A 20,767-nucleotide genomic window follows, 5' to 3' on the forward strand; every position below is an offset into this window, starting at 1 on the left:
CCCGGGCGCGCCCGGCGGCCGGCTCGCCGCCGGCGCGAACCGCACGGCGCTGCCCGGCCGTGACGGCGGCGCGCAGGGCCAGAACGGTCCGAGCGGCCAGAACTTCTTCCAGGAGCGCAGCCCCGGCCAGGCTCCCGCCCAGGCCCAGGGTCCGCAGACCGAGCAGCTGCCGCCCGTGCCGCAGGACGGTCAGCGTCCCGGTGCCGGTGCCCCCGGCGGTTTCGTGGGCGGCGCGCAGAGCGCCATCCCGTCCCGTACGGACGTGTGGGGCGGCCAGAACAACCAGGCCGCGCGCGGTCCGCAGGGTCAGCGGCCGCAGGCCCCGCAGGGTGGTCAGCAGCCGCAGGAGCCCCGCCAGGACGGGAACGGCTACCCGGGTGGCGAGCTGCCCGGCGGCGGTCGGCAGCCGCAGCAGCAGCCCGCCCGGCCGCAGGCCGCGAGCTGGGGCAACGACCCGGCGCAGCCGGTCCGCAGGCCGCAGCAGGAGATGACGCCGCTGGACGCGCCGCGCGGTCACGAGGAGCCCCGGCAGGCTCCGCAGCCGACGGCCCCGCAGGGTTACCAGGGCGGTGCCCAGGACCCGGCGTCCACCGCGCAGTTCGCGCGTCCGGACTTCGGCGCGCCCCAGCAGGCTCCGCAGCAGGCCCCCGGGCAGCAGTTCGGCCACCAGCCGTACGTCCCGCAGGCCCAGGCGCCCGGGCAGGCCCCGCAGGCGCCGGCTCCCGCCCCGCGCCAGCGCACGGCCAACGAGCCGCAGCAGCCGCAGCAGCCCCGCCAGCCCCAGCTCCAGCAGCCGCGTCAGCCGGAGGCCCTGCCGCCGGCGCCGCACTCCGGTGACGGCCGCACGCCGCTGTACGACACCCTGGAGACCAACTGGTTCCCGCAGGGGCAGGAGCAGAACGGCCAGAACCCGGGCCGGCCCCAGGGTCAGCAGCCGGACCGGAACCAGGGTCAGGGCCAGTACGCCGGCCAGTACCCGGGTCAGCCGCAGCCGCACCAGGCCCCGGCCCAGGGCGTGCCGGACGTCGAGCGGACGATGCAGACGCCCGTCGTCGCCGAGCGCCCGGGCTCGGCCGGCGAGCAGCGTCCCGAGGCGGGCCGGTCCAACGGCCAGACCGCCTCCTGGCGGACCTCGCCCAACGACGAGCTGGTGCGCCAGGCCGAGCGGGTGCGCAAGCCCGCCGCCGGCGGTGTCACCACCTCCGGGCTCCCGCGGCGCGTGCCGCGGGCCAACCTCGTGCCGGGCACCGCCCAGGAGCAGGCCCAGTCGGCCGGCCCCCAGGTGTCCCGTGCACCCGACGACGTCCGCGGCAGGCTCACCAACCTGCGCCGCGGTATCCAGCAGGGCCGTCAGGCGGGCAACTCCACCACGGGTTCCTTCCCTCTCGGTCCGACCCAGCAGCAGGAGCGTTAGTTGAGCGCGATGAGCCAGGCGGCGCAGAATCTGAACTGGTTGATCACCAACTTCGTGGACAACACCCCCGGGGTGTCCCACACGGTGGTGGTCTCCGCCGACGGACTGCTCCTTGCCATGTCCGAAGGTTTCCCCCGCGACCGCGCCGACCAGCTTGCGGCGGTCGCGTCCGGACTGACCTCGCTGACCGCGGGGGCGTCCCGGATCTTCGAGGGCGGGCCCGTGGCCCAGACCGTGGTGGAGATGGAGCGCGGCTTCCTCTTCATCATGTCGATCTCGGACGGTTCCTCGATGGCCGTGCTCGCCCACCCGGAGTGCGACATCGGCCTCGTGGGCTACGAGATGGCGCTGCTCGTCGACCGTGCGGGCAGCGTGCTCACCCCGGATCTGCGCGCGGAGCTGCAGGGCAGCCTGCTGCGCTAGTCGTACCGGTCCGGGCCGGGCCTCCGTCCGGCAGCCTTTCCGACCGTCCCTTCTCTCCCTGTCCGTCCTCGTATCCGTACCCGTAAGGACACGCCCCGGGCGGTGCGCCCCTCCGCACCGCCCGGGACCCGTTCACCGTCCGGCCGCCCCATCCGGCCCCCCACCGGCCCCATCAGACGGCAGAAGGTTCTGCTGTCACGCCCGGAGGATTCATGACCCCGCCCCCCGCCTCTCACGATCCGTACGGCGCGTCGATAGACGACGGTTACGGAGCTGAGGGCGACCAGCCGCTGGTCCGTCCGTACGCGATGACCGGCGGCCGGACCAGGCCGCGTTACCAGCTCGCCATCGAGGCGCTGGTCAGCACGACGGCCGACCCGGCGCACCTGGCCACGCTGCTTCCGGAACACCAGCGCATCTGCCACCTCTGCCGTGAGGTGAAGTCGGTGGCCGAGGTGTCGGCGCTCCTGTCGATGCCGCTCGGTGTGGCCCGCATCCTCGTGGCCGACCTGGCCGAGGCCGGCATGGTGGCCATCCACCAGCCGGGCAACGGAGAGGCCGGCGGCACGCCGGACGTGACACTGCTCGAAAGGGTGCTCAGTGGACTTCGCAAGCTCTAGCGGTTCCGCCTCCCAGGGCCGCTCGACCACCAGCGCGAAGATCGTGGTGGCGGGTGGCTTCGGCGTGGGCAAGACCACGTTCGTCGGCGCGGTCTCCGAGATCAACCCGCTCCGGACCGAGGCCGTGATGACGTCCGCTTCCGCGGGCATCGACGACCTCACCCACACCGGTGGGAAGACGACCACCACGGTGGCGATGGACTTCGGCCGCATCACGCTGGACCAGGACCTGATCCTGTACCTCTTCGGTACGCCCGGTCAGGACCGCTTCTGGTTCATGTGGGACGACCTGGTCCGCGGTGCCATCGGCGCCGTCGTGCTCGTGGACACCCGGCGCCTCGCCGACTGCTTCCCGGCCGTGGACTACTTCGAGAACTCGGGCCTCCCCTTCGTGATCGCCCTCAACGGTTTCGACGGGCACCAGCCGTACACGCCCGACGAGGTGCGCGAGGCGCTCCAGATCGGGCCGGACACCCCGATCCTCACGACCGACGCGCGGCACCGCGCGGACGCGAAGAGCGCGCTCATCACCCTCGTCGAGCACGCCCTCATGGCGCGGTTGAAGTAGTACACCTCAAGGAGAAGTTGATATACGTCAGTTGTCGTAGAGGTTTTGGGGGCGGTCTGTGTCGTTGGACACGACCGCCTCCGATGGTTCCACCGGTTCATAACGTTTCGACAGAGAATTGGGACCCCTCGGACACCCGACGCATCCGATCGGTGCCGCTGCGCTCACATGAGCCCCGCCTTTTGGCGGGGCTCGCTCTTTATGCCCGTTTTATCTGTGCCGCGGGGCGCGGAAACCGGCTGCTTCGCACTGTTTGGAGGGGACCCCCTTCACGTGCTGGAATTCATGAACTCCCGAGTAGTACGGCCCTGAACGAAAAACCCGGCACAACGCAGGTGCCGGCGCCGAGAGGTTGTTGGTCGAGTGAGGCGAAGCAAGGAAAGCTCCGCAGAGCAGCAGACGCGGGGCAACTTCACGCCGCCGTCCCGGGGGCCGATCGTGCCCGTGGACGAGCCCGTTGCACCGACGGCCCCGAGCCGCAAGGGCAGCACCAGCAAGCTGTCCCCGCGCAACTGGCGCGTGCCCACCAGGCTGAACGCGATCCTCCTCATACCCGTGCTCGTCGGCCTCGTCATGGGCGGCTTCCAGGTGAAGGGGGCCATCGACACCTGGCAGGAGGCGCAGGACGCCGAGAAGACGGCGCTCATCGTGCGCGCCGCCTCGGACTACGGCCAGGCGCTGCTCAACGAGCGTGACCTCACCGCCGCACCGCTGCTCAAGGCCAAGACCGCCGCGGACCGCCAGAGCGACGAGGTCACCCAGGCCTACGCCGCCACCGACGCCGCCAAGGTCACGTTCGACGAGGCCGTGAAGAACATGCCGAGCGGCCAGGGCCTCGAGCGCCGCCTCCGGCTCTTCCGGGACGCCGAGCCGCGCCTCCAGGAGCTGCGCAAGGTCGCGTACACCCGCTCGCTCGACCCGGTGAACACCCAGCTCGGCTACACCGAGTGCCAGCACTACCTCATGGAGTTCTCCAACGAGCTCGGCCTGGGCACCGGCAACATCACCAGCTACGGCCGTACCGTCTACGCCGTCCAGCTGGCGAAGGCCGCCGAGTCCCTCCAGCGCTCCATCGGCACCCAGCTGCTCGTCCGGCCCAGCCAGAAGGACGAGGTCTTCGCCCAGCAGTCGGTCGCCTTCAACTCGTACAACTACCTGGAGCAGATCGCTCTCGGCGAGTTCCAGTCCGGCGGCACCGAGGCCGACGTCGAGCGGCTGAAGCAGGTCATGGCCGGCAAGTCCGCCGAGGGCGCCAAGAAGATGGCGGCGCTCGGCATCGAGCTGCCCAAGGGCAGCGGCAAGGACACCTCCGTCTACGCCGGCGTCGCCCAGGCCATCGGCTCCGCCAAGGACGCCGAGGCCATCGCGGACCTGAAGAAGCAGAGCATCACCTCCGACACCTGGATGGCCGTCGCCACCGCCAAGTTCGACGGCTACACCGAGGTCGAGAAGGAACTCGTCGACAAGGCCGTGACCGAGGCCGCCGAGATCTCCGAGGACGCCAAGACCGACGCCTACGTCACCGGTGGCATCACCGTCATCGCCCTGCTCGCCGCCTTCATCCTGGCCGGTCTGATGGCCCGCCAGATGAGCCGCTCCATGCGCGAGCTCCGCACGGCCGCCTTCGGCATCGCCGAGCAGCGCCTGCCGATGCTGGTCGACCAGCTCTCCCGGACCGAGCCCGGCCGGGTCGACACCCGCGTGCAGCCCATCCCGATCGACTCCACGGACGAGATCGGCGAGGTCGCCCGCGCCTTCGACCAGGTGCACCGCGAGGCCGTCCGGCTCGCCGCCGAGCAGGCCCTGCTCCGCGGCAACATCAACGCGATCTTCACCAACCTCTCGCAGCGCAACCAGTCGCTCATCGAGGGCCAGCTGACCCTCATCACCGACCTGGAGAACAACGAGGCCGACCCGGACCAGCTGGAGAACCTCTTCCGCCTGGACCACCTGGCCACCCGTATGCGCCGCAACGGCGAGAACCTCCTGGTCCTCGCCGGCCAGGACCCCGGCCGCCGCTGGGACCAGCCGGTCCCGCTGGTCGACGTCATGCGCGCCGCCGCCTCCGAGGTGGAGCAGTACGAGCGCATCGAGATCGAGGGCGTCCCCGAGGCCGACATCCACGGCCAGGCCGTGACCGACCTCGTGCACCTGCTCGCCGAGCTCCTGGAGAACGCCACGACGTTCTCCTCCCCGCAGACCAAGGTCCGCGTCACCGCGACCCGTCTCCCGGACGGCCGCGTCATGGTCGAGATCCACGACAAGGGCATCGGACTCACCGCCGAGGACTTCGCGGACATCAACCACAAGCTGGCGAACCCGCCGACCGTGGACGCCGCCGTCTCGCAGCGCATGGGCCTGTTCGTGGTCGGCCGGCTGGCCGACCGGCACGGCGTCCGTGTCCAGCTGCGCCCGTCGGGCGAGCAGGCCGGCACCACGTCGCTGGTCATGCTGCCGGACGCGATCACGCACGGTGGCGGTGGCGAGGCGCCGCTGCAGGACGACTTCACCGTCTCGCAGATGATCCCGCAGCAGTCGCTCTCCGCGTTCGAGCCGCAGGCGCAGCCGATGCGCACCGCCGCCGAACTCGGCTTCGACGACTCGCGCTACGAGCAGCAGGGCGACGAGCGCCAGCTCGACCCGGTGAACCGTTCCCTGATGCGCGAGGAGCGCCGGGCGGCCCTGGAGGCCCAGGTGCACCACCAGGGCCCCGACCACGCGCCGTACGAGGAAGCCGCGGGTGAGCCCGCGCAGCAGACGTACGTACCGCAGGGGAACGAGCAGGGCTACGCACAGCCGTACGGCGGCGAGTACGCGCAGGAGTACCAGCAGGACTACGCGCAGGAGTACGCGCAGCAGGGTTCCCAGGACCCGCAGCACGGTCAGGGCCAGGACGCCTTCGGCTACGCCGAGCAGGGTTACGACGGCTACGGGCAGACCGACGGGTCGTACCGGGACCAGGCATATGCGGAAGCCTCGTACGACGGCGGCGTGAACGGCCACCAGGGATACGAGAACGGCTACGAACCCCAGTCCCAGCAGGCCGAGTGGCAGCAGCAGGCCGGCTATGGCGACGGCTTCGCGCAGGCGTTCGGAACGGAACCGGAATCTGCCCAGGCCGCTCCCGAACAGGACCGCGACCGCGTAGGCTTCGACCGTCCCGGTGCCACGCCGGGTACCGGCCCGGACGCCGGCCACGCGCTGACCGACGCCGGTCTGCCCCGTCGCGGCAGCGTCGCCCCGCAGGCGTCGCAGACCCAGCGGCCGGCGCAGCCCGCGTCGCCGGACCGGAACGCCGGACCGGCCGGCACGGAAGCCGACGGTTCCGGGGAATGGCGCTCCGCCAACGACGAGCGCTGGACCCGGGCCGAGAAGCTCCGCGACCCGAAGGCGGGCGGGGTCACCCCCTCCGGCCTTCCGCGACGGGTTCCCAAGGCCAACCTGGTCGAGGGCGCCGCGGAGCAGACCCCGCAGGGCGGCCCCCAGGTCTCCCGCGCACCGGAGGACGTCCGGGGCAGGCTGAGCAACCTGCGCCGCGGCGTCCAGCAGGGACGCACCGCGGGTACGGACACGAACGGATCGGGCCTCGGCCCGGGCAACACCTACAACCAGGAGCGTTAGTGTGAGCGCGATGAGCCAGGCGGCGCAGAATCTGAACTGGTTGATCACCAACTTCGTGGACAACACCCCCGGGGTGTCCCACACGGTGGTGGTCTCCGCCGACGGCCTCCTGCTGGCGATGTCCGAGGGATTCCCCCGGGACCGCGCCGACCAGCTTGCGGCGGTCGCGTCCGGGCTGACCTCGCTGACCGCGGGCGCGTCCCGGATCTTCGAGGGCGGCGCGGTCAACCAGACGGTCGTGGAGATGGAGCGGGGCTTCCTCTTCATCATGTCGATCTCGGACGGCTCCTCGCTGGCCGTGCTCGCCCACCCCGAGTCCGACATCGGCCTCGTGGGCTACGAGATGGCCCTGCTCGTCGACCGCGCGGGAAGCGTCCTGACGCCCGACCTGCGCGCGGAACTCCAGGGAAGTCTGCTCAACTAGCAGACAGACAGTGCGTTTCTCGTCACCGCACCGTAGGGTGCGGTGGCGCGGTTCCAAGGGACATGGGGCTGCGAGGCAGTCGGAGGAGGACACGTGGGTACACCCCCGGGCGCAAGCCCCTACAACGGTTTTGACGCGCATCAGGCGCCGCTCGGCGACCCCGCGCAGAACCGGTACAACTTTCCCTCCACGCCGAGCAGACCCGCACAGCCCTACCAGCAGCCGCACTCCCAGCCCGCGCACGCCGGTGCGCCCGCCGCTCCGGCCGGCCGCCGGGGCGGTCAGGGCGGCTCGGGGAGCTCGGGCGGGAACAACCCGCTGGTGCGTCCGTACGCGATGACCGGTGGCCGGACCAGGCCGCGCTACCAGCTCGCCATCGAGGCGCTGGTCAGCACCACGGCCGACCCGGCCCGGCTGCAGGGCCAGTTGCCCGAGCACCAGCGGATCTGCCGGCTGTGCTTCGAGATCAAGTCGGTCGCGGAGATCTCGGCCCTCCTCTCCATCCCCCTCGGCGTTGCCCGGATTCTCGTCGCCGACCTGGCCGAGGCCGGACTCGTCGCCATCCACCAGCCCGGCGGCGACGAGGCCGCCGGCGGTCAGCCAGACGTGACACTGCTCGAAAGGGTGCTCAGTGGACTTCGCAAGCTCTAGCGGCGGTGCGGCCCGTTCAACCACCAGCGCGAAGATCGTGGTGGCGGGTGGCTTCGGCGTGGGCAAGACCACGTTCGTCGGCGCGGTCTCGGAGATCAACCCGCTGCGAACCGAGGCCGTGATGACGTCCGCTTCCGCGGGCATCGACGACCTCACCCACACGGGCGACAAGACGACGACGACCGTCGCCATGGACTTCGGCCGCATCACCCTGGACCAGGACCTGATCCTGTACCTCTTCGGTACGCCCGGTCAGGACCGCTTCTGGTTCATGTGGGACGACCTGGTCCGCGGTGCCATCGGCGCCGTCGTGCTCGTGGACACCCGCCGTCTCGCCGACTGCTTCCCCGCGGTCGACTACTTCGAGAACTCGGGCCTCCCCTTCGTGATCGCCCTCAACGGCTTCGACGGGCACCAGCCGTACACGCCCGACGAGGTGCGCGAGGCGCTCCAGATCGGCCCCGACACCCCGATCATCACCACCGACGCCCGCCACCGCGCGGACGCGAAGAGCGCGCTCATCACCCTCGTCGAGCACGCCCTCATGGCCCGCCTGCGGTAGTCGTCCCGCCGCCGCACGCCCCCGAAGGCCGTGTCCCCCGGAAGGGGGACACGGCCTTCGTCGTGAAACCGGTCACGCCGGCACCGGCGTCCCAGTACGTTGTACGGGGACCTCGGGGGGAGACATGGGTTCGCTGGACGGCACGCGCCGGATCGGGCGCTTCACGGTCGAACGCACGCTGGGCAACGGCGGGATGGGCAAGGTGTACCTCTGCCGCACGCCCGGCGGACTGCGGCTGGCCGTCAAGGTGATCAGCACCGAGCTCGCCCACTCCCACACCGGACGGGTGCGCTTCCACCGCGAGGTCGAGGCCCTGCGCGACGTGCGCAGTCCGTACACGCTCCCCTTGTACGACGCCCAGACCGCCACCCCGCCCTTCTGGCTCGCCTCCCGCTACGTGGAGGGTCCCACCCTGGACGAACACGTCCGCAGAAGGGGCCCGTTGGGCGAGCGGCGGGTGGCGGAGCTCGGCGCGATGCTCGCCGAGGCGCTGGCGGGCGTGCACGCCCACGGACTCATCCACCGGGACCTCAAGCCCACCAACATCATCCTGGAGGACGGCGAGCCCAGGATCATCGACTTCGGCATCGTCCGCTCGCACAGCGCCACCAAGGGCCTGACGGACCCCCAGTCCCCGCCCGGCACCCACGGCTACGTGCCGGCGGAGAGCCTGCGCGGCGGCGAACCGACGCCCGCCGTCGACGTGTTCGCGCTGGGCGTGGTCCTGGCCTTCGCCGCGACCGGACTGCTGCCCTTCGGGCACGGGCTCCCGGCCACCCTGCGGATCTACCAGGGCATGCCGCCCCGGCTCACCGGCGTGCCGCCCGCGCTCGCCTCGGTCGTCCGCGCCTGTCTGTCTCCCGCGCCGGCCGAACGGCCGCTGCCCGAACGGCTGATGGCGGAGCTCGGCGCCCTCGTGAAGCCCCCGCCCGGACCCGGCCGTCCGCCCGTCCGGCCGCCCCGGCAGCCCACCGTCCCCGTGGCCGATCCCCCGCACCACTGCCATGTGCCCGGGCCGCCGGGCGCCGGCGAGGGCTGCGCCCTGCGCCCGGTCGCCGCCCGGCTGCTCGCGTCGGGGCTCTCCCGTCCGCTGATCCGGAAGGCGGTTCTGCAGCATGCCCGATGAGCCCGTGGTCGAACTCCTCGACGGCTGGGAGTCGTTGACGTGGGAGTGGGCGCGCCGGCGCGGTGAGCCCGTCCACACCGAGGACGGCGCGCTGTATCTGGAGACCAAGGCGGGCGGCCCGTCCGGGCCCCGGCTCACCGTGGACGTCAGCCGGGCCGCCGGATCGCTCGTGGTCGCCGTGTCCGACGGGACGCTCGTCCCGGCGGACCGGCTCGCGCCGACCGCGGCGGCCGCGACCGCGTGGAACGCCCGCGAGGTGACCCCGACGGCGGTGCTCGGGGACGCCCGGAGCGACGAGCCGCTGCTGTCCGCGGTCCTCACCCTGCCGCTGGTCTGCCATCTGACCGCCACCGGCTTCGCCACGACCCTCGACGGGCTGCTCGACCGCTCGGTGCGGCTCCTGCGCGAGTGCCACGACCTCGGATTCGTGCTGCGGAGCACCGATGACCTCGCCGGACCGGAGTGATCCCGTGGAGCCGCCGGCGCTGATCCTGGCCTTCACGGTGCTGCCCCTGGTGATCCTGCTCGTCGGCCTCTGGGCGAGCACGGGCTCCTGGTTCCCCGGTTCGGGGAGCCACGACGACCCCGATGAGCGCCGGGAGGAACGGCGCCGGGACCAGCGCAGGGCGCAGGAGCTGCGGGCGGAACGGCGGGAGGAGGAACGGCGGCTGCGGGAGCGACGAGCCCTGGAACGGCGGGCACGGGACCGCGCGGCCGGGGAACTCGGATCCGGCGAGCCCGGGGCCGAAGGGTCCGGGCTCGGAGGGTCCGGGTTCGGAGGGTCCGGGGCCGGTGAACGCCGTTCCGGGCCGCGCCGGACGGGCCGTCGGGAACTGACGGGGCCGGAGCCGTACGGGACCGGGGCGGGCGGGCCGGAGCCGTACGCCTCGAAGGCGCGCGACGTCGAGGCACGCGGCGTCGAGGCACGCGGCGTCGAGGCACGCGGCGTCGAGGCACGCGGCTCGGGGATGCGCGGCTCGGAGGTGGATGGCTCGGAGGTGGAGGGGTCCGACGTACGCGGCGCGCGAGGGGCCAGGGGCGGGTCCGGGTCCGGCCTCGGCGCCGGGTACGGGTCCGACGTCGGGACGGAATCCGGGACCGGACCCGGGGCCGGCCCCGGTGGCGGAACCGGGCCCGGGTCCGGGGTCGAATCCGGGGCGGAATCCGGGAAGCCCGGGCTTCCGCGGCCGCGGAGCCGGCCCGGGCGGTCGCCTCGGCTCCAGGACGACGTCCTGTGGGCCGTGGCCACCGGGCGTTCCCTGCTCGGCAGCGCGATCGACGCCGCCTCCGCCCTGCTCCCGTTCAGGGCCGCATCGGGCCCGCGTCCCGAGGACGACGGAACCGGTCCGGCCCCGGAGACGCCGGCGGCGTCCGCCCCGGACCCCGCGCAGGGCCGGCCGCCCGAGCTTCCGCGCGGATGGCACCTCCGCGGGGAGGAGCCCGCACCGCACCGCCCCGCCCCACCGGAACCGGCACCCGAACCCAGGGCCCTTCCGCGGGCCGCCCGGCCCGCGGAGCGCCCCGGCCCCCCGGCGCGGCCGCATCCACGGACGCCACCCGAGGCCGAGCCCGCGGGGCCCGGCCCGGACACCGGCCCGCTCGCGGACTCGGCGTCCGCGCCCGGCGCCACGGCCGGGCGCGCGGCCGACACGCTGCCGCTCGGAACCGGCTGCCGGGCCGTCGTCACCGCCGTCACCTGGCTCCGGCCCGAGGGTTACGTCGAGTGGGACGGCGGTCTGTACCGGGCCCGCTGGCGGGGTCCCGCCGACGCCTATCCCCGGCCCGGCGACCCGGTCAGGGTCACCGTGACGCCGGACACCGATCCGCCGCTGCTGATCGCCGGGCCCCTCCGGTGACCGCCGGCCCCTGACCACGTCCGCCCGCCTCCGCTCCCCTTCCACCGCCTCCCTCTCCCGCACCGTCTCCACAGGCTTCCGCCTTCACCTTCCACGTCCCCACCCTTCGCTCGACGGAGTAGCCGTGTACCCGACCGCAAGTCCCGACGAAGCCCCGCTCCCCGTGCCGTACATGGGCTTCGAGTTCGACAGCGCCCAGCGGCTGCCGCTGCTGCTCTGCCTGGACACCTCCTCCTCCCTCACCCAGAGCAAGGCGATCGACGCGCTCAACGAGGCCCTCGCGTCCTGGGCGGAGAGCCTCGCCGAGGACACCGCGCTCAGCGCCGCCGTCGACGTCGCGCTCATCACCTTCGGCGGCGACGAGGGCATCACCGTGTGGCAGGGCGCCACGCCGCTCGGCGCGGTCGCCCCGCGCTGGCCGCACAGCCCGTTCGTACCGGCGCACGAGTTCCGGCCGCCGCTGCTGCGCGCGCACGGAGTGACGCTCATGGACCGGGCGCTGCGGCTCGCCATGGAGGTGGTCGCCGACTACAAGGCGGGGCTGCGCGACGAGGGCCTCACCTACTACCGCCCGCAGATCTGCGTGGTCACGGACGGCGCGCCGAGCGACGAACAGGGCCGGTTCTCGCACGCGTACCGCGACCTGCTGCCGGAGCTGCGCAGGGCCGAGGAGGAGCGCCGCTTCCGGCTGTTCGCGGTCGGCGTCGGCGAGCGGCACTCCGGGGCCGAGGGGGTGCTCAAGGAGCTGGCCCCGCACTACCACGCCTGGCTGGACGGCTTCCCGTTCGCCGAGCTGCTCACCGCGATGTCGCACAGCGCCCGGGCCACCCAGGGCGGCGCCGACGAGGCCGAGTTCCAGGAGATCTTCGCCCGGCTCAAGCGCCGGCGCGGCGGCGGACAGGTCCCCGCGTGAGGCCGCGGGGCCGGCCGTCCCGCCGCTGGCGGGTGCACGGGATCAGCTCGGTCGGCTACCGGCACCTGCGCGACAGCAAGCCCTGCCAGGACGCCTGGCTGCACCGGGAGACCCCGGGCGGACTGGTCCTCGCGGTGGCGGACGGCGCGGGCAGCGCGGAGCGCTCGGGCGAGGGCGCGCGGGCGGCGGTGCGGCTCGCGGTCGACGCCTTCGCGCCGATCGCCGCGCCGTGGCGGCACGGCGACGACCCGCGGAGTCGCACGGAGTTGATGACCGAGGCGTTCCGCGAGGTCCGCGCCGAGTTCCTGAACTGGTGCGCGGGGCCCGCGAGTCCCTATGCCACGACCCTCACGGTGGTGGTGGCCGCCGAGGGCTGGCTCGGTCAGGCGTCGGTCGGCGACGGTCTGGTGCTGGTACGGGCGGAGAGCCACTCCGCCCTCGCCGCGCCGGACGTCACCGGCCGCGGCGCACCGGGAGCCGCCGCCCGGGCCGCCGACCGTGTCGCCGGCGGCGGCGCCGACGGGGAGGCGGGCCCCGCGGCGCCCCCGCCTTCCGCGGCCGCGGCACCGGCCTCGTACCACCTCCTGCCCCAGCCGCCCTCCGGCAGCGAGTACGCCAACGAGACCGTCTTCCTCGGCTCGCCGACGGCACTCGGCCGGCTGCGGGTGGACTGTGTCCGCGACGACCGGATCGACGGGGTGCTGCTGTCCACCGACGGGCTCACCCACGCCCTGCTGCGCCGCTCCCCCGGAGGGCATCCGCTGCCCCACGACGCGTTCGTCGGCCATCTCTTCGACCGGCTCGCCCGGGCCGACTACGACCACGACGAGGAGGACCACCGGCTGAAGGACTTCCTCGCCTCCGACCAGATCTCCCGAGTGACCGGGGACGACAAGACTCTCCTGTGGGCGATACGACATGACGACCACTGACGACACCCCTGACAGCGCCTCCGACGACGGCGACGGCGCCGTCCCGGACCACGTCGACCTGACGCTCGGCGACGGCACCCCGATCACCCGCAAGGGCCGTCCCCTGGGCACCGGCGGGCAGGGCAGCGTGTGGGCCCTCGCGGAACGGACCCACCTGGCGGGCAAGATCTACGACCGGTCGCCCGACGCGGCCCAGCTGCGCCGGCTCACCGCGATGCTGCGCGCCGATCCGCTGGCCGGCGAGCGGCTCACCCCCGGGCAGCCGCCCATGCTGGCGTGGCCGCTGCAGCTGATCGAGACGGGCGGGCGTACGGTCGGCTACGCCATGCCGTTCCTGGACCCGGCGAACCACGTCCAGCTGAGCGGGCTGCTCCAGAAGCGCGAGCGGCTGCGCCGGTACGGGGGCCGGGCGCACTGGCGGTTCCTGCTGGGCGTGGCCTCCAACCTCGCGTACATGACGGCGCAGCTGCACGAGCGGAACGTCCTGGCGGGCGATCTGTCCAGCGCGAACGCGGTCGCCGACCAGCGGGGCTTCGTCACCTTGCTCGACTGCGACTCCTTCGCCTTCACCGACTCGCTGACCGGTGAGTTCTTCGGCAGCGACGTGTTCACGGACGACTGTGCGGGGCCCGAGCGGCACAGCGGCGGGCCGGCCACCCGGCACTCGGACGACTTCGCGCTCGCGGTGCTCGTCTACCAGCTGCTGACCGCGGGCAACCACCCGTACGACGGCACTCCGCGACAAGGGCCGGCCGAGTCGACCCGTAAGGACAACATCCTCGCCGGAAGCTCGTTCCTGGTGTGTCCCGACCGGATGCGCGTGCCGGACCGGCAGCTGCCGGTCCGGTGGCTGCCGCCCGAGGTGGCACGGCTCGCCCGGCAGGCCTTCGGCCCGGGCTGGCGCGAGCCGGCACGCCGTCCCTCGTCGGCGGAGTGGCTGCAGGCGCTCGACGAGGCGAAGGAGTCCGTCGTCGAGTGCCGCACGGTGCCGGCCCACCACTACGGCGGGCACCTCACGTCCTGCCCGTGGTGCGCGCACGCGGCGAACGGTCACCACGACCCGTTCGTCGCGGGTCCGGGCGGGGCCGGGAGGAGCGGCCGGGGCACGGGCTCGTCGCGCACGGCGTCGACTTCCCCGACGGCGTCCTCGACGGCCTCGTCGTCGAGGGCCTCGTCGTCGAGGGCCTCGTCCTCGGCATCCGCGGCGTCCGCGGCGTCGTCGAAACCGGCGGCGACCCCGTCCTCGAAGGCGACCACCAAGCCGACCGCCGCGAAGGCCGCGTCCCAGCCGACGGCGAGGACGACGGCGACGCCGAAGAACGCACCGCCGACGGCGCCCCAAGCCACGACGGCCAAGACCTCGACACCCAAGGCCACGCCGGCCGGAGGGACGGCGAACGCGGCGCGCAAGGCGACCGGGAGTGGTTCCGCCGGCTCCTCCGAGGCGGCGGCCGGCGCCCGCGAGACGCCTCCGCCTCTCACCAAGGGCGACATCGCCCTGGGACTGACCTTCCTGGCGATCGTGCTCGGCGTCCTGATCGGCGTGGTCTGGGGTGTCATCGCGCTGATCCAGGCGCTGATCTCCTGACTACTCGTGCACGGCGGTGGCACGGGCCGTGACACGGCGGAGGGCCGGAACCCGATGGGTTCCGGCCCTCCGCCGTGTCGTCGCCGGCGCGCCGGCGTCAGCGCCAGCTGTGCGGCGCGCGGAAGCCGTTCTCGCGCTCGAGGCGGCGCCAGCCGGCCGTGGAGCGGCCGCGGTGGGCGGGCTCGCCGGGCTGGGCGGCGGCGCGGGCGAGCAGGACCGCGGTGATGGCGGCCAGCTCCTCGGGGTCGGCGTGGCCCTTCTCGACGCGGAGAAGGTTGTCCGTGGCAGGCGTGGTCACTTCGTGGGCTCCTCTTACTGAGGCGGGTTGCCGTGCTTGCGGGACGGCAGGTCGGCGTGCTTGGTGCGGAGCATCGCGAGGGACTTGATCAGGACCTCGCGGGTCTCGGCGGGGTCGATGACGTCGTCGACCAGGCCGCGCTCCGCGGCGTAGTACGGGTGCATGAGCTCGGCCTTGTACTCCTTGACCATGCGCGCGCGCATGGCCTCGGGGTCCTCGGCCTCCGCGATCTGCTTGCGGAAGATCACGTTGGCGGCGCCCTCGGCACCCATCACCGCGATTTCGTTGGTGGGCCAGGCGTAGGTCAGGTCGGCACCGATGGACTGGGAGTCCATGACGATGTAGGCGCCGCCGTACGCCTTGCGCAGGATCAGCGAGATCCGGGGCACGGTCGCGTTGCAGTACGCGTACAGCAGCTTCGCGCCGTGCCGGATGATTCCACCGTGCTCCTGGTCTACACCAGGGAGGAAGCCGGGTACGTCCAGAAGGGTGATGATCGGGATGTTGAACGCGTCGCACATCTGCACGAAGCGCGCGGCCTTCTCGGACGCCTCGATGTCCAGGACGCCGGCCAGTGACTGCGGCTGGTTGGCGACGATGCCGACGACCTGGCCGTCCAGGCGGGCGAGGGCGCAGATGATGTTGCGGGCCCAGCGCTCGTGGATCTCCAGGTAGTCGCCCTCGTCGACGAGCTCCTCGATGACCTTGTGCATGTCGTACGGGCGGTTGCCGTCGGCGGGCACGAGGTCGAGCAGCACGTCCGAGCGGCGGTCGGCCGGGTCCTCGGAGGGGGCGGTCGGCGGGTTCTCGCGGTTGTTCTGCGGGAGCATCGACAGGAGGTAGCGCACCTCGGCGATGCAGGTCTCCTCGTCGTCGTACGCGAAGTGCGCGACGCCGGAGGTCTCGGCGTGGACGTCGGCGCCGCCGAGGCCGTTCTGGGTGATCTCCTCGCCGGTGACCGCCTTGACGACGTCCGGACCGGTGATGAACATCTGCGAGGTCTCGCGGACCATGAAGACGAAGTCGGTCAGCGCGGGGCTGTAGGCCGCGCCGCCGGCGCACGGGCCGAGCATCACCGAGATCTGCGGGATGACGCCGGAGGCCCTGGTGTTGCGCTGGAAGATGCCGCCGTAGCCGGCGAGGGCGGAGACGCCCTCCTGGATGCGCGCGCCGGCGCCGTCGTTCAGGGAGACCAGCGGGGCACCGGCCGCGATGGCCATGTCCATGATCTTGTGGATCTTGGTGGCGTGGGCCTCGCCGAGGGCGCCGCCGAAGATCCGGAAGTCGTGGGCGTAGACGAAGACCGTGCGGCCCTCCACCGTGCCCCAGCCGGTGATGACACCGTCGGTGTACGGCTTCTTGGCCTCCAGACCGAAGCCCTGCGCGCGGTGCCGGCGCAGCTGCTCGACCTCGCTGAAGGAACCAGGGTCGAGCAGCAGCTCGATGCGCTCGCGAGCGGTCAGCTTGCCCTTGGCGTGCTGCGCCTCGGTCGCCCGGTCACTCGGGCCTCGACGAGCCTGCTCGCGCAGCTCGTGGAGCTCGGCCACACGGCCACGGGCGTCAGCGGGCTCGCTCGGGATCTGGTCCACAACGGTCATGTACCGACCCTACGAACTCACACAAGAAAACCCCGCCGTCGACTCCGTACAGTCCTCCGTGTCGAATCCTGGCGGGGCATGACAGAACCATCTGGCCCACCAGCTCGAGTCGACAGCCAGACACCCCGGGTGATTGTAGGTTTTCTACACAAGCCCGCCGTGGCGCCGTCGGCGGGTCAGCAGCCGCCGCAGTTGTAGAAGGTCACGTCCCAGTGGTTGCCCTCGTCGGCGTAGACGTTGCCGGCGCCGGACCTCCACTGCGGGGCACCGTCACCGCGCAGGCCGATGTAGGTGAACGTGTTCTTGATGTAGTTGCCGACGCAGGTGTACTTGGACATGTCCAGCTTGTAGCCGTTCCAGTGTGAGTAGGTGCCGCTCGCGTGGCCGGTCTCGGCGCCCCCGGTGATGTTGAGGGCGCAGCCGCTGGCCCGCTTGAGGGTCTGGGCGCCCTGCGCGGTGGCGAGGTTGAGCTGGTCGAACGACGTGCAGGTCGCGTTGTAGCGGTTCGAGCAGCCGCCGGACGAGGACCAGGTGATGCCGACCTCGCGGAACATCGAGGTCGCGGTGGCGTGGCTGATCTTGGTGACGGCATGGGCGTCGGTGGCGGTGGCGAGGACGCCGAAGCCGGGCGCGAAGAGCGCGCCGAGGACGAGGGCGAGAGCCGTGAGGACGGGGCGGAGCTTCACGGGGCCTCCTGCGGGTGACCGTGGGGACGGGGACGCTGTGCAGGTGGTGCTCGCGGTGCGGGCGCGGTGCGGACCGCGCAGGGGAGATGGTGCCCGAGTTCTACGCGCGTCCGCCAGAGGGCGTACGGGACCGGAGACGGCCGTCCGGATGATCCTTTTCCAAAGATGTTGAAACTTGAACGGAATAGGTCTATGGTCGATGTCGTTGAAGGTTCAACGAAAGCGCGAGAAGCGCCTCCCCCACACCGCCCCCAAGGAGCACGTCATGGGTCTCTTCGGCCGCAAGAACACCACCGAGTCCGCCGCCACCGCCGTCGCCACCCTCCCCGTCGACCCGGCCCTGGCCGCGCTGACCGGCGACTACGCGATCGACCCGGCGCACAGCAGCATCGGCTTCACCGTCCGCCACGCGATGGTCACCAACGTCCGCGGCAGCTTCACCGAGCACGAGGGGACGCTGAAGCTGAACGGCTCGGACCCGGCCGGCTCCAGCGCCGCCATCGACGTCAGGATCGCCTCGATCGACACCGGCATCGGCGACCGCGACAACCACCTGCGCAGCGGCGACTTCTTCGACGCCGACGCCTTCCCGCTGATGACCTTCCGCTCCACGGAGGCCGCGCACCTCGGCGGCGACAAGTACCGCGTCAAGGGCGACCTGACGATCAAGGACGTCACCAAGCCGCTCGCCATCGACCTGGAGTTCAACGGCTCCGCGACCGACGTCTACGGCAACGAGCGGGTCGGCTTCGAGGGCTCCGCCGAGATCCTGCGCTCCGACTGGGGCCTGACCTGGAACGCGGCCCTGGAGACCGGCGGCGTCATGGTCAGCGACAAGGTCAAGCTGAACTTCGACATCTCCGCCGTCAAGAACGCCGCCTGAGCCCCACCGGCCCCGGCCGGCCAGCCAGCGGCACCCCTCCGGACCCGGCAGCCCCCAGGGCTGCCGGGCGGTGGTGTTTCCCGGCCGTCCCGCTCGGGCCGTCGCGCTCAGGCCGTCGCGGCCCGGTCCGCAGCCGCCGTCACCGCGCGTATGAGCCGGTCGTTCTCCGGAGCGCCGGGACCGCCGGCGAAGGCGAAACGGCGGCGGGCGTAGACGTAGGCGAGGGCCCGGGACGGATCGGCGAAGGACTGGGCTCCGGGGGCGCCGCTGTGACCGACCGCGGTCGTGCCCAGCTCGGGGTGGCGGGTGGCGAGCGGGACGAATCCCAGGCCGAAGGCGTTCCGCTCGCCGGTCACCAGGTCCGTGCCGGTGGAGTGCGGCCGGGACACCTCGGCCAGGACCTCGGGCTTCAGCAGCGGCGGCCGGCCGTCGAGCTCGCCGGCGACCGCCGCGTACACCCGGGCCAGGCCGCGCGCGCTGCCGACGCCGCCGCCGGAGAGCGGGGCGGCGGCGTGCACCGCGCGGGAGTTCCCGTAGCCGACGATGTCGAAGGGCGGCTCGGCGTGCAGGCCGAACGCGACGGCCAGGAGGCTGTCGGCGGCGACCGGGTTCGCGGCCTGGAAGGCCTCCTGGGCGGGCGTCGGCCTCGCCGGGAGCGCCGGGCGGAAACGGGCCTCGAGCTCCTCGGGCAGGCCGAGGTGGTAGTCGGGCCCGTAGGGCTCCTTGATCCGCTCCTCGTAGTGCTCCCGGACCGTGCGGCCGGTGGCCCTCAGCACCACCTCGCCGACCAGCGCGCCGAAGGTCAGGGCGTGGTAGCCGTGGCCGGCACCCGGCTCCCAGTACGGGCGGTGGGCGGCGACCCGCGCGGCGACCAGGCGGTCGTCGGCGAGTTCCGCGGGGGTGAAGCCGTCGGCGGTGCCGATGGCCCCGGAGCGGTGGGCGAGCAGCTGGCGCAAGGTGACCGCACCCTTGCCCTCGGCGGCGAACTCCGGCCACCAGGAGGCCACTTCACGGTCGAGTTCGAGCGCGCCGTCCTGGACGAGGAGCGCGGTGACCAGTGCGGTGACGCCCTTGGCGCAGGAGTAGAGCGCGAGCAGCGCGTCGCCGTCGACCCCGTCACCGCCCCACAGGTCGACCACGGGCCGGCCCCGGTGGTAGACCGCGAGCTGGGCGCCGCCGTCCCGTGCCTCCCTCGCGACGACACCCGCGAACTCCTCCCGTACGGACTCGAATCCGGGCGCCACGGTGCCGTGGACCTCGCTCATCGCGCACTCCCCCTCGTCTTCGCGCGTGCGGTCTCGAAGGGCCCAACGATCAAGGGCACGCCGTCATTCCCGGCGGCTGCCGGTGGAGGCCGCTGTCAGTGCCCGGCCGCTCTCAGTGCCCCGGCCGTGGTCAGTGCCCCGGCCGCTCTCAGTGCCCCGGCCGTGGTCAGTGCCCCGGCCGTTGTCAGTGGCGGCCGTTAGCGTCGGCGGCATGGAAATCCGTATCGACAGCGGGGTGTTGACCGAGGCCGTGGCCTGGGCCGCCCGCGTGCTGCCCGCCCGCTCCCCCGTGCCCGTGCTCGGCGGCCTGCTCCTGGAGGCGGCGGACGGACGGCTCGCGGTGTCGGGCCTGGACTACGAGGCCTCGGCACGGATCGAGGTGGACGCCGAGGTCCTGCGGGACGGCCGGGCGCTGGTCCTCGGGCGGCGGCTGCTCGACATCTGCAAGGTGCTGCCGCACGGCCCGGTCGGCTGCGCGACCGACGGCGGCCGGCTCGCGGTGACGGCCGGCGCGGCCCGCTTCGGGCTCTCGCTGCTGCCCCTGGACGACTACCCGGAGCGGCCGGCGCTGCCCGCCGCGCGCGGCGAGGTCGCCGCCGACGCGTTCGCCGCGGCGGTCGGGCACGTGGCGGTGGCGGCCGGGCGGGACGACGCGCTGCCGGTGCTCACCGGGATACGGCTCGGCCTGGACGGCACGACGATGACGCTGGCCGCGACCGACCGCTACCGGTACGCGGTGCGGACCATGGAGTGGAAGCCCGAGGCCGGCGCCGACGGCTCCAAGGCGCCGCTCGACGTGGTGGTGCCGGCCCGCCGGCTCACCGAGATCGCCCGTTCGCTCGCCGGTGCGGGCACCCTGCGGCTGGCCCTGGACGGCGGGCTGCTCGGCTTCGAGAGCGACGGCCTGCGCGCCACCACCCGGCTCCTGGACGGCCGCCTGCCCCGGCACGACAAGCTGTTCGCGCTCGGGGAGCACGCGGTGGCGGTGACCGAGCGGGCCCCGCTGGTCGAGGCGGTGAAGCGGGTGGCGGTGGTCGCCGAGGGCGACAGCCCGGTCCAGCTCGCCTTCGACGGCACGACCGTCCACCTCCAGGCCGGCTACGAGGACGACGTCGCCTCCCAGCGGCTGCCCGCCGCGCTGACCGGCGCCCCGGCGATGACGGTCGCCTTCAACCCGGCGTACCTCCTGGACGCCCTCGCCTCCTTCGACGCCCCGCGCCTCACCCTCCACCTCCTCGGCCCGGGCCAGCGCGCCCTGATCACGGACGCGACGGACGACGGCGAGAGCACCCACCGCCATCTGCTGATGTCGGTGAAGCCACTGGTGTGACCGCCCCTC

General features: G+C 73.0%; 19 protein-coding genes and 1 pseudogene. 16 read left to right on the forward strand and 4 right to left on the reverse strand.

The window, feature by feature from the left end; translation table 11 throughout:
* The 14 genes and pseudogenes from ESG85_RS12520 to ESG85_RS34960 all read left to right on the forward strand — a co-directional run.
* Positions 1-1,414: pseudogene (locus ESG85_RS12520) on the forward strand (hypothetical protein); the annotation flags it as partial.
* A 9-nt stretch (positions 1,415-1,423) separates the two neighbouring features.
* Positions 1,424-1,837 carry a roadblock/LC7 domain-containing protein gene (locus ESG85_RS12525; RefSeq protein WP_128978732.1) on the forward strand — a complete coding sequence of 138 codons (414 nt, stop codon included), beginning with the start codon at positions 1,424-1,426 and terminating at the stop codon, positions 1,835-1,837.
* A gap of 212 nt (positions 1,838-2,049) precedes the next feature.
* On the forward strand, positions 2,050-2,457 hold the full coding sequence (locus ESG85_RS12530; protein ID WP_128978535.1) for a DUF742 domain-containing protein: 408 nt from the start codon (positions 2,050-2,052) through the stop codon (positions 2,455-2,457).
* Positions 2,438-3,025, forward strand: a complete 588-nt coding sequence (locus ESG85_RS12535; RefSeq protein WP_128978537.1) for a GTP-binding protein — start codon at positions 2,438-2,440, stop codon at positions 3,023-3,025. The genes ESG85_RS12530 and ESG85_RS12535 overlap by 20 nt, the downstream gene beginning before the upstream one ends.
* 363 nt (positions 3,026-3,388) lie before the next feature.
* Entirely contained in the window at positions 3,389-6,646 is a 3,258-nt protein-coding gene (locus ESG85_RS12540) for a sensor histidine kinase (protein WP_128978539.1), read from the forward strand.
* 10 nt (positions 6,647-6,656) lie between these two features.
* A complete protein-coding gene (locus ESG85_RS12545; protein ID WP_128978734.1) occupies positions 6,657-7,070 on the forward strand; it encodes a roadblock/LC7 domain-containing protein in 414 nt (137 codons plus the stop codon).
* A gap of 93 nt (positions 7,071-7,163) precedes the next feature.
* Complete coding sequence (locus ESG85_RS12550) at positions 7,164-7,721, forward strand: DUF742 domain-containing protein (protein WP_128978540.1); 558 nt, start codon at positions 7,164-7,166, stop codon at positions 7,719-7,721.
* Positions 7,702-8,283, forward strand: a complete 582-nt coding sequence (locus ESG85_RS12555) for a GTP-binding protein (RefSeq protein WP_069978110.1) — start codon at positions 7,702-7,704, stop codon at positions 8,281-8,283. Before ESG85_RS12550 ends, ESG85_RS12555 begins: the two co-directional genes overlap by 20 nt.
* A 124-nt stretch (positions 8,284-8,407) precedes the next feature.
* Positions 8,408-9,409: a serine/threonine-protein kinase gene (locus tag ESG85_RS12560; protein WP_128978542.1), complete on the forward strand. Its 1,002-nt coding sequence runs from the start codon at positions 8,408-8,410 to the stop codon at positions 9,407-9,409.
* Positions 9,399-9,875, forward strand: coding sequence for a hypothetical protein (locus ESG85_RS12565; protein ID WP_128978544.1), 477 nt, complete (start codon positions 9,399-9,401; stop codon positions 9,873-9,875). The genes ESG85_RS12560 and ESG85_RS12565 overlap by 11 nt, the downstream gene beginning before the upstream one ends.
* A gap of 775 nt (positions 9,876-10,650) precedes the next feature.
* On the forward strand, positions 10,651-11,265 hold the full coding sequence (locus tag ESG85_RS12570) for a hypothetical protein (protein WP_128978546.1): 615 nt from the start codon (positions 10,651-10,653) through the stop codon (positions 11,263-11,265).
* Positions 11,266-11,389: 124 nt separating this feature from the next.
* The gene (locus ESG85_RS12575; protein WP_246094960.1) at positions 11,390-12,178 is read left to right on the forward strand and encodes a vWA domain-containing protein; all 789 of its coding nucleotides are present in this window, start codon (positions 11,390-11,392) and stop codon (positions 12,176-12,178) included.
* The gene (locus ESG85_RS12580) at positions 12,175-13,110 is read left to right on the forward strand and encodes a PP2C family serine/threonine-protein phosphatase (protein ID WP_128978548.1); all 936 of its coding nucleotides are present in this window, start codon (positions 12,175-12,177) and stop codon (positions 13,108-13,110) included. The genes ESG85_RS12575 and ESG85_RS12580 overlap by 4 nt, the downstream gene beginning before the upstream one ends.
* The gene (locus ESG85_RS34960) at positions 13,097-14,698 is read left to right on the forward strand and encodes a hypothetical protein (RefSeq protein WP_164986230.1); all 1,602 of its coding nucleotides are present in this window, start codon (positions 13,097-13,099) and stop codon (positions 14,696-14,698) included. The genes ESG85_RS12580 and ESG85_RS34960 overlap by 14 nt, the downstream gene beginning before the upstream one ends.
* A 97-nt stretch (positions 14,699-14,795) precedes the next feature.
* Here the strand turns inward: ESG85_RS34960 and ESG85_RS12590 are convergent, their stop codons facing one another.
* The 3 genes from ESG85_RS12590 to ESG85_RS12600 form a co-directional block, all read right to left on the reverse strand.
* Entirely contained in the window at positions 14,796-14,996 is a 201-nt protein-coding gene (locus tag ESG85_RS12590) for an acyl-CoA carboxylase subunit epsilon (protein WP_128978550.1), read from the reverse strand.
* 14 nt (positions 14,997-15,010) lie between these two features.
* A complete protein-coding gene (locus tag ESG85_RS12595) occupies positions 15,011-16,594 on the reverse strand; it encodes an acyl-CoA carboxylase subunit beta (RefSeq protein ID WP_128978551.1) in 1,584 nt (527 codons plus the stop codon).
* A gap of 176 nt (positions 16,595-16,770) precedes the next feature.
* The gene (locus ESG85_RS12600) at positions 16,771-17,280 is read right to left on the reverse strand and encodes a hypothetical protein (protein WP_128978553.1); all 510 of its coding nucleotides are present in this window, start codon (positions 17,278-17,280) and stop codon (positions 16,771-16,773) included.
* Positions 17,281-17,545: 265 nt separating this feature from the next.
* Between ESG85_RS12600 and ESG85_RS12605 the strand changes: the two genes are divergently transcribed.
* Positions 17,546-18,163, forward strand: a complete 618-nt coding sequence (locus ESG85_RS12605) for a YceI family protein (protein ID WP_128978738.1) — start codon at positions 17,546-17,548, stop codon at positions 18,161-18,163.
* A gap of 107 nt (positions 18,164-18,270) precedes the next feature.
* Here ESG85_RS12605 and ESG85_RS12610 read toward each other — a convergent pair whose 3' ends face one another.
* Positions 18,271-19,428: a serine hydrolase domain-containing protein gene (locus ESG85_RS12610; protein ID WP_128978554.1), complete on the reverse strand. Its 1,158-nt coding sequence runs from the start codon at positions 19,426-19,428 to the stop codon at positions 18,271-18,273.
* 211 nt (positions 19,429-19,639) lie between these two features.
* Between ESG85_RS12610 and dnaN the strand changes: the two genes are divergently transcribed.
* Positions 19,640-20,758: a DNA polymerase III subunit beta gene (gene dnaN, locus ESG85_RS12615; protein WP_128978556.1), complete on the forward strand. Its 1,119-nt coding sequence runs from the start codon at positions 19,640-19,642 to the stop codon at positions 20,756-20,758.
* The last annotated feature ends 9 nt before the right edge of the window (positions 20,759-20,767 follow it).

The sequence above is a fragment of the Streptomyces roseicoloratus genome (genome assembly GCF_004117935.1).
Lineage (GTDB): Bacteria > Actinomycetota > Actinomycetes > Streptomycetales > Streptomycetaceae > Streptomyces > Streptomyces roseicoloratus.